The 12,849-nt window shown below is 45.9% G+C and carries 15 protein-coding genes; 5 read left to right on the top strand and 10 right to left on the bottom strand.

Annotated features, from left to right (window positions below):
* Positions 1-18 precede the first annotated feature (18 nt).
* Complete coding sequence (locus ACOJUR_RS14805) at positions 19-1,224, top strand: iron-containing alcohol dehydrogenase (RefSeq protein ID WP_420950415.1); 1,206 nt, start codon at positions 19-21, stop codon at positions 1,222-1,224.
* Between the two features lie 70 nt (positions 1,225-1,294).
* Here the strand turns inward: ACOJUR_RS14805 and ACOJUR_RS14810 are convergent, their stop codons facing one another.
* The 4 genes from ACOJUR_RS14810 to ACOJUR_RS14825 all read right to left on the bottom strand — a co-directional run bounded on the left by ACOJUR_RS14810 (position 1,295) and on the right by ACOJUR_RS14825 (position 4,529).
* A complete protein-coding gene (locus ACOJUR_RS14810; protein WP_420950416.1) occupies positions 1,295-2,542 on the bottom strand; it encodes an MDR family MFS transporter in 1,248 nt (415 codons plus the stop codon).
* Positions 2,543-2,667: 125 nt separating this feature from the next.
* Positions 2,668-3,807 carry a VIT1/CCC1 transporter family protein gene (locus tag ACOJUR_RS14815; RefSeq protein ID WP_072873333.1) on the bottom strand — a complete coding sequence of 380 codons (1,140 nt, stop codon included), beginning with the start codon at positions 3,805-3,807 and terminating at the stop codon, positions 2,668-2,670.
* A gap of 168 nt (positions 3,808-3,975) precedes the next feature.
* Positions 3,976-4,233, bottom strand: coding sequence for an Rdx family protein (locus ACOJUR_RS14820; protein ID WP_203114734.1), 258 nt, complete (start codon positions 4,231-4,233; stop codon positions 3,976-3,978).
* Between the two features lie 92 nt (positions 4,234-4,325).
* Positions 4,326-4,529: a CDGSH iron-sulfur domain-containing protein gene (locus ACOJUR_RS14825; RefSeq protein WP_072873331.1), complete on the bottom strand. Its 204-nt coding sequence runs from the start codon at positions 4,527-4,529 to the stop codon at positions 4,326-4,328.
* Between the two features lie 185 nt (positions 4,530-4,714).
* Here ACOJUR_RS14825 and ACOJUR_RS14830 point away from each other — a divergent pair, with 185 nt between their 5' ends.
* Positions 4,715-5,125 (top strand): hypothetical protein, encoded by a 411-nt coding sequence (locus ACOJUR_RS14830; RefSeq protein ID WP_420950417.1) that lies wholly within the window; start codon positions 4,715-4,717, stop codon positions 5,123-5,125.
* Positions 5,126-5,299: 174 nt separating this feature from the next.
* On the opposite strand, the gene ACOJUR_RS14835 is transcribed toward ACOJUR_RS14830, so the two are convergent.
* Complete coding sequence (locus tag ACOJUR_RS14835) at positions 5,300-5,422, bottom strand: hypothetical protein (RefSeq protein ID WP_255567373.1); 123 nt, start codon at positions 5,420-5,422, stop codon at positions 5,300-5,302.
* A 143-nt stretch (positions 5,423-5,565) separates the two neighbouring features.
* Here ACOJUR_RS14835 and ACOJUR_RS14840 point away from each other — a divergent pair, with 143 nt between their 5' ends.
* Genes ACOJUR_RS14840 through panC form a run of 3 tightly spaced genes read left to right on the top strand, consistent with a single transcriptional unit; the run spans position 5,566 to position 8,278 of the window.
* A complete protein-coding gene (locus ACOJUR_RS14840) occupies positions 5,566-6,477 on the top strand; it encodes a DUF2520 domain-containing protein (protein ID WP_420950418.1) in 912 nt (303 codons plus the stop codon).
* Positions 6,478-6,497: 20 nt separating this feature from the next.
* Positions 6,498-7,379 (top strand): 3-methyl-2-oxobutanoate hydroxymethyltransferase, encoded by an 882-nt coding sequence (panB, locus tag ACOJUR_RS14845; protein WP_203114737.1) that lies wholly within the window; start codon positions 6,498-6,500, stop codon positions 7,377-7,379.
* Positions 7,376-8,278 (top strand): pantoate--beta-alanine ligase, encoded by a 903-nt coding sequence (gene panC, locus ACOJUR_RS14850; protein WP_072873328.1) that lies wholly within the window; start codon positions 7,376-7,378, stop codon positions 8,276-8,278. Before panB ends, panC begins: the two co-directional genes overlap by 4 nt.
* Here the strand turns inward: panC and ACOJUR_RS14855 are convergent.
* From ACOJUR_RS14855 to ACOJUR_RS14875, 5 genes are all read right to left on the bottom strand, one after another.
* Complete coding sequence (locus ACOJUR_RS14855; RefSeq protein ID WP_072873327.1) at positions 8,231-8,794, bottom strand: hypothetical protein; 564 nt, start codon at positions 8,792-8,794, stop codon at positions 8,231-8,233. The genes panC and ACOJUR_RS14855 overlap by 48 nt on opposite strands.
* Before the next feature lie 117 nt (positions 8,795-8,911).
* Positions 8,912-9,727: a nuclease-related domain-containing protein gene (locus ACOJUR_RS14860; RefSeq protein WP_203114739.1), complete on the bottom strand. Its 816-nt coding sequence runs from the start codon at positions 9,725-9,727 to the stop codon at positions 8,912-8,914.
* A 27-nt stretch (positions 9,728-9,754) separates the two neighbouring features.
* Entirely contained in the window at positions 9,755-10,543 is a 789-nt protein-coding gene (locus ACOJUR_RS14865) for an SDR family oxidoreductase (protein ID WP_072873325.1), read from the bottom strand.
* A complete protein-coding gene (locus ACOJUR_RS14870; protein ID WP_072873324.1) occupies positions 10,536-11,027 on the bottom strand; it encodes a PaaI family thioesterase in 492 nt (163 codons plus the stop codon). The genes ACOJUR_RS14865 and ACOJUR_RS14870 overlap by 8 nt, the downstream gene beginning before the upstream one ends.
* 42 nt (positions 11,028-11,069) lie before the next feature.
* Positions 11,070-12,695, bottom strand: a complete 1,626-nt coding sequence (locus ACOJUR_RS14875) for a glutamate synthase-related protein (RefSeq protein WP_420950419.1) — start codon at positions 12,693-12,695, stop codon at positions 11,070-11,072.
* Positions 12,696-12,849 lie beyond the last annotated feature (154 nt).

Genomic DNA, 12,849 nt, shown 5'->3' on the forward strand with positions numbered 1-12,849 from the left:
AAGGAGTAGAAAAAGGGAATGACAACATCTCACTTCCAGTTCAATCTGCCAACGATAATTCATAGTGGTGTGGGTTGCCGCACACTGCTGCCGGAATTATTGCGCGGCCTTGGCGGAAAACGCGCCTTGCTGGTAACCGATCAAGGCCTGAAAAAGGCAGGTGTCGTCCAGCAGATTACATCTCTCTTTGAAGGCTTGCCACAACCAGTTCAACTTGTTGGCGTTTTTGATGAAGTTGAACAGGATGCCAAAGGTGCCATTATCAATCGTGCTGTCAGCGTTTACAAATCACTTGCTGCTGACTGCCTGATTGCTCTTGGCGGCGGCAGCGTACTCGATACAGTCAAAGCCATGAAGTGGATGATGCATAAAGGTTTAACAGATATTCGCATGGCGCTGGTTACCAACACCATTGAGACTTTTCCCCGCGCTACGCGCATGTCGATTCCACACATCGCCCTACCTACCACCGCAGGTACTGGGGCAGAAGTCTCACCTATTTCCGTCGTATTCAATGAAATGCTACAGGTCAAGACCAATCTCATTCATCCATACGCAGCAGCCGATTTTGCTTTGCTCGATCCCGATTTGACAGTCGGTTTACCAGCTTTTATAACGGCATTCACGGGTATGGATGCACTAACGCACGCATTAGAAGCTTATTTCTCGCCAGTTGCAGACCCAATCACAGACGCCTTTGCGATTCAGTCCGCACAAATGATAGTGGAAAATCTTCCTCTTGCTGTAGCAAACGGACAACACCTGGAAGCTCGTTCCAACCTGTTGATTGCCAGCGCCATGGCCATCACCGCTTTCAGCACAGCACTGAATGCTATTCCCGTTCATAACCTGGCACACGCCTTAGGAGCAAAATTCAATATTCCGCACGGACTGGCGAATGCTGTTTTATTGCCTTATGTGCTCGAAGAATTACCCGATTTTTACTTAACTCGAGCGCAAAAATTTGCCGCTATTCTAGGCTGCAACGCTTCGTCTGAAACCCCACAAGCCGGCCTTCAAGCCATCGTGGAAGCCATTCAGAATTTACGCGCTAAAATTCATCTACCAGATACATTGACGGATTACAACATCCAGGAAAAAGATATGGATAGTATTGTCCAATGGGTTCATTCCGATCCATCGGGTATCCTCTTCAGATTACCCGAACAGATGATTCGCAATGTTGTCAGACGCGCTGGAGGAATGATTCAAGTAGTCTTCTGATGCCCTAAGGTTCCATGCGCCAACCTAGAATTCTAATCAGATCGACGCGTGGAACCACCATTTTCTGCTTTCAACCTTGTATGGGGGTATTCTCAGCAACACTCACATGTAGTTTGCGAATGTAGTGGCTCAATAAGAACAGAGGTACTCCTGCGAGTACAAGCATGGCAACACAGCGAAACATCCAGGCGTCTCCCCAATCCCGCAAAACCACTCCACCGAGCCAAGGACCAAGAAAAAAACCGAACGAGGATAAACTGCTGGCTCCATAATAAGTAGCTCGCGCACCCAAAGGTGCTATCTCGGCAATATAGCGCGATCTGGGAGGGAACGAACAAATTTCCCCAAACGTGAGAACAACCATACCCAGAAATTCTCCAGGGAGACTATGGAGGATTCCAAACAAAGCATACCCTGCGGCAAATAGAATTTGTCCGATCACGATTTGTGATAAGGCAGACAAACGTTGCACAGATTTGTGGATAAACCATTGACAAACTACAACTTCTACCGCATTGGTGAAAACAAGCAAGCTGAAGATATGGGCAGAAACAGAAACCGTATAGTGCATAGCCAAGCTTTCCGGAAGCGTAGAGTTAATTTGAGCATATCCAAATGTCTCCGTAAGGACGGCAAATAAAAAAATAAGAAAGGCTCTATCGCGACCAAGAATTCCTAATAGCTGGAGAGGAGAAGGTGTTTTCAGCCCTGTCGATATAGGCTGTTGAACATCCATACTTTGAATATTGGCTGGCACTTTCACCAAGAGAAAGATAACGTATAAGGCATCTACAGAAGCTGTGATATAAAAAGTCCAACCACTGGATACCGTGCCTAACCAAGCGCCCACCAACGGGCCCACGGCTGCACCAACATTAATGGCCCAGTAGCGAAGCGCAAAAGCTGCCCCCCGCATATCAGCCGGTGTAAAATCAGCAATGGTGGCCTGTGCAGACGGTTCAAAAAGTGGACGAACCAGCCCATTCACACTGCTAAAAACAATAAACGCAACAACACTGCGTGCATTTGCAAAGCCAATCATAGCAACTGTACCCAGCAACATGCCGAATAGCATAAAGCGCTTTCTGCCTATTTTGTCAGAGAAGATTCCCGTAAAGAGTCCAAATAAGGTTCCTACCAGTGGTGCCGAACCTACCGCTAGACCTATTACCGCTGGACTAGCCTGCGTTTCGTGAGACATGTAAAGTGCAAGAAACGGCATGACCATGAATTGGGCAAAGCGAGTAAATCCAGTACCTGCAATAAGAAACCACACGACAGGATGAAGTTGAGGAATTTGGTTACGCCACCATACCATAAAGCCCAATCCTCTCCGTTTCTGCGTTGCACTGGAAAATGATTGGGCCTATCGTATCAAGCAATCCTTCAAAGAGCAATGGTTCTAATTCATGAATGGTCAACAAAACTTCTTGATTTCACGTCTCAGGCATGCGGTAAGAAAATGATTCTTCCCAGTTCACCCAGACCGTAGGAGACACCACCCACTAAAATACCAACCAGCGTCATTTCCAAACCACTCGCCCACCAAGAACGTACCGTCATACGACTTTTCAGAGCGCCCACGACAAAATGAGCAACAATCGAGACCACCGCAGCTGTAATCAACGCCGCGACCCCTTGCATGAAAAAGAAAGGAATCAACGGCACAATGGCTCCTACAAATGTCGATGCTGAACCAAAAATAGCCGATTGCCACGGATTGCCTTCACTCGTTTCGTGAATTCCAAGTTCCTCCTGGGCCATGGCTTTGATAAATTGCTCTTTATCCGCCGAAATTTGCGAAGCAATGCGCTCCGCTTCCGCCGGCTCGAAACCTTTTAATTCATAGAGAAGCGCCAATTCTTCCCGTTCATGATCGGGATCTTCTTCAATTTCCCTGCGCTCTGCAGCCAGTTCTGACTCCATCAGTTCATTTTCCGATTTGGTGGCCAACCAAGCCCCAGCGCCCATGGATAGCGTAGAAGCAAGTGCGCCAAAAAATCCGGAAATGAGTATGGTCGTATTTTGATTGGTGTAACCTGCCACACCTGCAATAATTCCAAAAATAGCCCCTAATCCGTCGTTGACTCCGTAAATCGCATCACCTAACCAGCCGCCACTTTTATTTCGATGCCAACGCTCATTGTCCCATATACGACTTAACTTTTTCTGCGGAGCAATGGCTGGTTTAAAGAGTTCGTCTAAACCGTGATGGTTTTTCTCGTCCTCGTCAATGATATCGAGAATCCGATGGATATCATCGTCATCAATGACGTTGCGTTGTGAAGCATACCAAGCTTCATTCCCCTGTTCCACACGTTCAATGGCATCCATCAATTGAGTAACGTCACTATGGGCTGGCAATTCTACCTTGGGGTAACTGAGCCCTTCTACCGTGCCACCGAGATCGGCTATTTTTTCCGCCCACATTTGTGCGTGTTTATACTCTACCTCCGCCAGTCTTTGCAAAATATTTTTGCGCCGCGCATCTTGCTCCTTTTCAGCAGAAACTTGATATAGATGGGCTGCCTGCATTTCTCTGCGCCAATTTTCACTCAGCGTTTTTTCTAAATATTTATCCATACGCCTTACGGCTCCTTTCTGCAGAAAGCGAATTGTACACCCGTCATAAAAAAGAAAAAGTAAAAATACAGTTACAAAATACAATAGCGATGGAGGATTATGCAAAGCTAATGTTTTGCATATAACCATCCATCGCTGAATAGTTAGGCTATACAAATTGACAATCTTCTAAATAAGTCGTATATAGGGTTCCAATATTTTGCAAATTTCCATGCGTTCCGGGAAACGCCCCTGTTCATGCTTTGAGAAAATGCATTCATCGTCTAAATAAACGTCAAAAGATCCATCGCCAAAATGAGGTACGAATACGAGTTTTGCTATACCGCTGCGATAACGATTCAACAATTCCTCAGCCACACGCATGGCGACGGACAGAAAGCCGCAGGACGTGCAGTATTCAATTCGCAATGAAACTCCGTCCGCCATTTTCTCCCTCCATCGCCTAAATTTTTCTAACCCGGATTGGGCCCGGTTCATCTGTATAGCAGGAAATCAACCCGCGCTAGCCATTGAAAAATCTATTTGGCGCGTGCACAGTCGCTGAATCCTGCCGAACGATGACTACCGTCGCAGAAGGGCTTGTTCTGAGAATGGCCGCAACGGCAAAGTGAGAACGATTCTTTCACTGTAAACCGATTACCCTCAGCATCTTCCAAGATAACCGGACCTTTGACCCGCAATGAACCATTATCATTAACCTTAATGACTATTTCTTCAGACACTGCCCATCAACCTCCTATAAGCATCAACACACTTGCAACATCCCTTATCTAGTATAGAGAAGAAAACATGCTATTCTCAAGCGATATTTCAATGCCTGACCCATCCACGCAATGCGGAAGTATTCCGCCATGCGCCGTGTCAAGAGATCATAAAGTAGAAGATAAGGAGCATGGAGGTGTGGCTTATGAAACATCATCAATCGATAAAACATAAATCTCATCATACAAAATCTGAGAGAAGAATAACCAGTAAACCAGTAAAACCTGCTTCTTCATCTATCTCTGTAGATGCTGAACCCTGTTTCCTTCCTCTGATGCTGCTGCCTCTTTTTAGTGGAGGACTACGCCGATGGAGCGGCAATCGTGGATGGATGAATTTCGGCGGTATGGGAGGATGGGGAAATGGGCAGAATCCTGCCTCCAATCAACCGTCTACTCCCAACTCTGGCTGGCAAGATGGAGGGTTTGGTGGAATCTGGTCTCCCTTTGCCTGGCAAAAGTCTATGGGAATGGGGGGCTTCCCGTTTTTCAATGGTCAAAATCCACCTAATCGACCCATGAATGGCGGGTTTGGCGGATTTCCTTTTAGTTTTTGACAAGTTTTCGCCCAGACAAACTGAAGTGCGAACAACCCGATGTCTTTAGTAATATAAAATGGATCCCAGACATCGGTTGTTCGCACTGCCATTTCTTTGGTCAAAAATAAAGCATTCCAATGGAGAATGCTTCACCATTGGAATGTCTGCCGAATGGATTTGAGTTAAATTTACTCAAGGAAGAACAGGTGTGGTGTTGCAAGTTGTGGTGTAGGTTGGAACCAACAAGAAGAAGAGAACAAAGATGATCAGGAACACCACAGCCCAACGTGTGTACCCACCAAATACTCCGTACATATGGAATTCCCTCCTTAAAGATTTGGTGCAACGCACGTTGTAATAAATGCACTCTTGTTCTGAATTGTCATGGATAGACGTCTAGATACTGATTATTTGATAAACTGTCATTGTAAACGATTAAGACAAAGGAGTCGGGCAGCATGAGATGGCTTTTGTTAGGTTCAGGACAAGCTGCCGCTGCTGTGACGCGCTGGTTTCTACAGATTGGTGAATCTGTAGTGATGGTGGTCATATCAAGCGAAAAAAGTCAAAGCGCGATACGTTATGCAGAACGATTTCCAAAAATTGAGCAACTATCTTGGGACCATTTGCCTTATCGTTTACAAGATGCTGCTATTGACGGCGTCATTTTTTGTACGCCGGACACTGAAATAGCGCCCACTGCTGAACGTTTTGCGCATGAAATAGAAAAGATTTCAAAATTTCCCCAAGTGGCCTGGCAACTTTCCGGAGCACTGTCTTCTCAACAGTTAAACCCACTTAAAAGATTCTCTATTTCTGTAGCCAGCGTCCATCCATTGGCAGCCTTAACTTGGCAACTTCCAGATCAATGGGTACGAGGGATGTATTTTGCTCTTGAAGGAGAATCATTGGCCTGTGAATGGGCACAAATCTTAGTGGGTAAAGCTGAAGGACACACCATCCATCTTGCAGAATCAGATAAAGTGCGTTATCACGCAGCAGCCGTTTTAGCCTCCAATGCGCTGGTTGCGCTTGCTGATGCGGTGGCAACCATTCAGCCAACCCAGTATGGTATTGCACCATTCCTGCCCATCATGCGACAGACTCTAGAATCTGTCGCAAAATTGGGTACACATGACGCGCTGACTGGACCAGTGGTACGCAAAGATTTTGCAACCATCGAAAAACATTACAATGCTCTGCAGGCTTTTCCGATTCTGCAATCCTGCTATGCTCAGTTGAGCTTATGGATGGCTGAGATGGCCGACGCCGACCATTCAACGAATGTCCGAAAAATTCAATTACAACGCATCTTTGTTGATGAACTGTCTCATGATAGAAAGAAAAGAAATCGTGATGGAGAAAAATAAGGAGTGGAGGTAGAACAAAAATGACCCAAATCACGATACGCAATCTTTTACAGATGAAACAGAAGAAAGAAAAGATTGCTATGCTTACTGCTTATGATTATCCAACTGCGCGAATCATGGATCAATCAGGATTACATATTTTGTTAATCGGTGACTCACTCGGCATGGTTGTGCAAGGCCATTCAACAACCTTACCTGTAACTTTGGATCACATGGTCTACCATACGCAAATGGTTTCCCGCGCCGTCGAAAGAGCCATGGTTGTGGCTGATATGCCCTTTTTGACACATAACGTATCGACAGAGGATGCATTGCGTGCAGCTGGGAGAATCATGCAAGAAGGCGGTGCACAAGGCGTCAAAATTGAAGGTGGCCGTGAATTGTCAACGACTGTGGAACGCTTGGTAGGAGCAGGTATACCTGTGATGGGTCATATTGGCTTAACACCGCAGTCGGTACATGCTCTTGGTGGGTTCCATGTGCAAGGACGGACAGAAGAAGCTGCCATTCGACTTCTAGAAGACGCTTTGGCACTGCAGGATGCAGGAGCTTTTGCCATAGTCCTGGAAGTCGTGCCCGCAGAAGTGGCTCAAGTGGTGACAGAAGCATTATCCATACCAACCATCGGCATTGGTGCAGGCCCTCATTGTGACGGTCAAGTGCTCGTCTTTCACGATATGGCAGGCTATACTTCCGGTTACATTCCCAAACACAATAAGGCCTATGCTCATCTGGCCGACATCCTCAAAGAGGCGGGGATGAAATATGTTGAGGAAGTGCAAAACGGAGAATTCCCTGGACCACAACAATCTATACATCTTCGTTCGGATGAAAAGAGTATGCTGACGAAATTGCAGCAACACGCCGCAACTCATGATAGGCAAGGAGAGATGCGCCCATGAGAATAACATGCACGATTCAGGAAACTCGGGAAAGATTGGCAGAAGCCAAAGCAGCCGGCAAAAAAATTGGCTTTGTTCCAACCATGGGCTACTTGCATGAGGGACATGCTCGACTTGTGGAAGTTGCAGGAAAACATTGTGATTTTGTAGTGGTCAGTATTTTTGTAAATCCTACTCAGTTTGCGCCTGGTGAGGATTTATCCACGTATCCAAGAGACGCTGAACGAGACGAAGCATTGCTAAAAAAAGTGGGATGTCAACTTCTCTTTCGTCCAGATGAAAAGGAGATGTATCCAACTCCTTCGTTGACAAGAATTGAACTTCCCGAACTGGCGAGCCAACTTTGCGGAAAATCGCGACCCACACATTTTCAGGGCGTAGCTACGGTTGTTGCTAAATTGCTCCATATAGTCCAGCCAGAATTTGCCTTCTTTGGTATGAAAGATGGACAACAACTCGCCATAGTCAAACGTATGGTGGAAGATCTCAACTTTCCTGTCCAAATTATTGGTGTGCCTACCGTTCGTGAAGAAGATGGACTGGCTAAAAGTTCACGCAATGTTTATCTGAATGAACATCAACGACAAACTGCGCCGCAAATTTATCAGGCATTATTGAAAGGTAAAGCGGCTATTGAAGCAGGAGAGACCGATCCAAATCGTGTTCGGCAAATCATCTACAGTCATTTGCAAGACCAGCCAGAATTGCGAATTGACTATGTGGAAGTGGTGCGACTCTCTGATTTACAACCTGCCGCGCAAATCGAAGGCGATATCATGTTGGCCGTTGCAGTTTATCTCGGCAAGGCACGCCTCATTGACAATCTGCAACTGCATGTCAAAAACAGCACATCAGGTCAGAGGCGTCAAGTTTTGGACAAAGGATTGGATATCCTCTAAACCCCAATTTTCTGATGGATTCCTTACAATCACCAATATATTTTGTCCATTTTGATATTGTATAAAAAGAGCGTGGCGCGTCGGTTGATTAGGCGTTTGGAAAGTTTCCCAGTCAACCGTTTGCGCCGTTTCCATTGGGCCCAAATGTTCTACCATATCCGGTGAGTCAAGAACAAGAGAATGATTTGACTCATAGACTACGTAATCCGCATAATTGAGGGTCAATATACCTCCCCCGTCAGCTGAAACAGATTGAAAATCGCCCAATCCAATTTTGCCGTTGGGCAGCAAAACATTGGCCAAATGGCTATGATTCGCCGCCTCCCGAATTCGACTAAGTTCCGCTCCCTGACTGGCTGAATATAGATTTCCCCCTTCTACCGCCTGTACCAAACGCACGCAGCCACCTATCACAACAAGCGATAGCAACCCTGCAACAGCAACCCTTGTACGCTTCCCTATTTTGCGACGATAGTGATGGCCACGCCTGGTTTTTCGCCATCTCAAACGATTCATGGCAATTCTCCTCCCTTTTTTAGGGATACAAAATACATCCTGTAGCAACAGGATGTACCAAGCGTTGGGAGGAAATACCCTTTCTATTGGAAAACTTTTGTTGGATCCAGGAAAAGATTAATCGGGGTCAAACATACTTTCTCGGAGTACCCGATCAATACGTCTTCGTTCGTCTTTGGAGAGTTCTTTGCCTTCGTAATTTTCCACGTAATCCAAAAGTTTTTCTGCCCCTCCCTGGCTCACTAAAAACATCGGCATTCGGCTATCGCCATCCACATCCAAATGAACATCTGGATTTGAAAAATAGACAATGCCTTGCACCCAAACACGCACACCTTCTTCTTTCAGCCGCTCTGCCAATCGGTAGACATGCGTTCCCACCTGTTTGAGAGGAGAGTATACACGTTTTTCATACGTGTGACCGCTTGCAGTTGTTTTATATTGAATCCAATCCGATTCTTCCGTTTGACCGACTATCGTTCCTACAATATTTTTGGTTTCTACAACAAACACACCATGAGGAGCAACAATCACGTGATCAATCTGGCTCGATTTCCCGTCCCATTCTACAACCAGATCAGAATATACCGTGTATCCACTGGGTAATTCGCTAAAAGCGAGAATGGCTGCCTCTTCCCCTGCCAGACCTGCTCCAAGTACATTCATTTCTGTTCGTACTCGCTTCAATACCATAGCAGCTACAGCAATCGTCAACATACCTAGCAACGAATACATAGGTCTCGTAGCCATTGGACCGATGAGAAACAATAGAGCACCCACAGCTATAAAAAACCACGCATAGCGGCGGCGGCGGCGCCAATCATCGAGATCGGACTCCAGATGATTCTGTTCACCCTTGACAATTTCGGCCATCATCAGCTGTCTCCCTATGACAAAGTTTTCATAGACAGTATAGGCCGAACCATAGGTCATTTATACTCTTCCATCAACCGCAACAGGTTAAAAATCCGGATTATTTTGGAGAAAACCGCGCCACATACCTGCTATTCTCTGATGCATTTCACTTGGCATCATGGCTAATCGTTGTTTGGCATCGCCGTAGCCAATTTCAGTTTCACCACGCAGATAATCCGCAAATACTCCATCAGCAAAAGCATCCAACGGTTCACCAAACGTATGCAAACCAACACCACCTAAATCGGTATTGACAGCAGGTGGCAAAATTTCTACCACACGCACTTGGGTATCCGCCAATTGTTCGCGTAAAGAGAGGGTGAAAGAGCGCAGCGCTGCTTTGGTAGCACTGTATATAGGCGCAAAGGGTGCGGGAATCAAGGAGAGACCCGATGTAACTTGAATGATGGTCGCACGCTCCTTACTGCGCAAATGCGGTAAAAATAGAAGCGTCAAATGGATTGCCGCCTCTAAATTGATAGCAATTTCCTCTCGCAATTCTGACCAGGAACGGTCAGAGATTTTTGTCAGATTGATCCGCTTTTGAATGCCTGCGTTATTCACCAGCAAATTGCACTCTGGGTAATTTTCCACAACCCAATGGTAAAGTTCCACGCGACTTTCTTCATCTGCAACATCAGCAACACGTGTAATCAGACGCGGATGCTTGTCTTGAGCCTCTGCTAATTTCTCGGCACGTCGACCAACCACAATCACCTGACAACCCTGTGCTAAAAAGCGTTCAGCTAAAGCCAATCCAATACCTGTAGCGCCACCAGTGATGAGTACCGTATCAGTTGTGTTTGTCAATTTTGTAACCTCTCTTTCATGCATGTTCATCGGTACGTCTTGGCTGTTTGTAAAAATGAGCCAAGGCGGTTGCCAAGAGTTTTTGCTCATGATTCAAAACCTCGCCACGAAAAACAAGGATGGCACGGCTGTTTTGAATCGGCATGATGCGTGCTTGCAAAACATCTGAAAGACGTCCTGGGGCTATAAAATCGACTGACAAATTGAGTGTTAATGCCCTGCCTACAGAATGATCGACCGCAAACGCTGTTTCTGCCATAGCGGTGTCAATAAAAGCTGTCATCAATCCACCATGGAGAATGCCATAACGATTGAGCATTTCTTCTTGAACAGTCATTTCGTAAATATAGGCTCCATCATGCAGTCCACAATTTTCAAATTTCATCATCTCTTGTACAAACGCCAATGGGCGGTGATAAGTCGCTTTTTTTGCCTCAATCAAGCGATAGATAGCCTGTAACTCTTCTTCTGGCATACCCTGCAACGATTCTATAATTTTCTCTTTCATAAACATCGCCTCTCTTCTTATCTGACTTTACCGCCCATCTATTTACTGTGCAGATGATTGATAAACCGCTGTATCTTCTGCACCCACCAACGGTTTTGGATAGGGGAAGAGATCGAGTGCACTCACAATTCGACCCTCTGTATCTTTAAAGACCACATGTTCACGTGAAAATTCACGCGGACTGGCTAACCCACAGGCCGCCGCCAAAGCAAAAACACTTTCACGCACATGAAGAATGTAATTCATAACGCGATATTGTTTCTCTTCCGGTACAAGCGCTGACATGTATTTGGGATCTGTCGTGGTAATACCCGTAGGACATTTTCCTGTATGGCACTGCATGGCCATAATACATCCGTTGGCAATCATAAATCCGCGGGCAGAGTTGACAGCATCCGCACCAAGCGCAAGGGCAATCGCAACTTTGTCAGGGGTAATCAACTTGCCAGATGCAAAAATTTTAATGCGATCACGGAGTCCATAACGGCGTGCCGCATTATCGACCTCGACCAGGGCTGAGAAAAGCGGCAATCCCATGCCATCGGCCATAGCTTTGAATGTCGCGCCGGAACCTCCTTCGCTGCCATCCACAGTTAGGAAATCCGGACAGATATTCAACTTCTTCATAGCTATAAACAGTTTTTGCAAACGTTCCACGTTACCCACAACAATTTTCAAACCCACAGGTTTTCCGCCTTTTTCCTGCAACTTTTTCACAAACTCCAACGCTTCTTCTTCGTTATGAAGGAACGGAAACCGATTCGGAGAGTTGACCGTCTGTCCCACAGGAACTTTTCGTATATGGGCAATTTTCTCGTTGACTTTAGAACCTTCCAGATGGCCGCCGCGGATTTTGGCACCTTGATGAAATTTCAACTCAAAAGCCACAATGTTGGGTTGAGCCGCATGGGCAGCAAATTCCTCGAAAGAAAACTGACCGTGATCGTCCCGAAAACCAAACAAACCAGGCCCAATTTGGGCTATCACATCTACGCCTGTGGATAAATGCTCTGGTGCTACACCTCCCTCACCCGTGTTCAGCCACGCACCGCCAGCCATAGCCGCTCCACGTCCTGTAGAAAGAATATAGTGCTCTCCGACGGAACCATAAGAGGTAGCAGAGACTCCAAACATACCTCGTAACTTCCAGGGATGTGGCCGCGATTCACCCACCACCACAGCGTCCTCTTCTGAATACAACCAACGTTTGGCCGAATCATTCACAATCTTTTCATGACGCGTGAATAACCCTTCATGAACAATGGTGTATTTTTTAGCTGGAATGGCTTCATCATTCGCAGCACGCAACTCGCTGGTCAGTTTTGGAAAAACATCATTAGCCAAATAAAGACCTGGCTTTTCAAAATCACGTTTCCCACCAAAACTGATTAAATCCGTACGATATTTCCCCGCAAAGACAACTGCTAAAAAATCAGCCCGGGAAAAAGGTCGTCCTTCCGTATCATTGTCAAACCAATACTGACGAAACTCTGGACCGAGTTTCTCCAAAAAATATCGCATCCATCCGAGATAGGGATGCGCACGTATCACAGAATGCTGAGGTTTTCTGGAGAGCACATAGAGATAACCCAATACTCCAATCGGCAAAACTACGAGAATAAAGATAACCGCAATCAGCAGTATCAAAATCGTTGTTTGCACGGCCATTGCCTCCTCTTTGTTCGGGTTCCAAATGGATGGTTTAGCAAAATCCTTCCCGGTTCATTTTCTACCCTAGCAAGGTCTATAAAAAATATCAAACATCCATTAAATGTAAAGCTATATCAAACAAATACTCTGCCAACAACTGCATAAACCTTGC

Origin of the sequence: Alicyclobacillus tolerans, assembly GCF_048984885.1 — a bacterium.
Lineage (GTDB): Bacteria > Bacillota > Bacilli > Alicyclobacillales > Alicyclobacillaceae > Alicyclobacillus_I > Alicyclobacillus_I tolerans.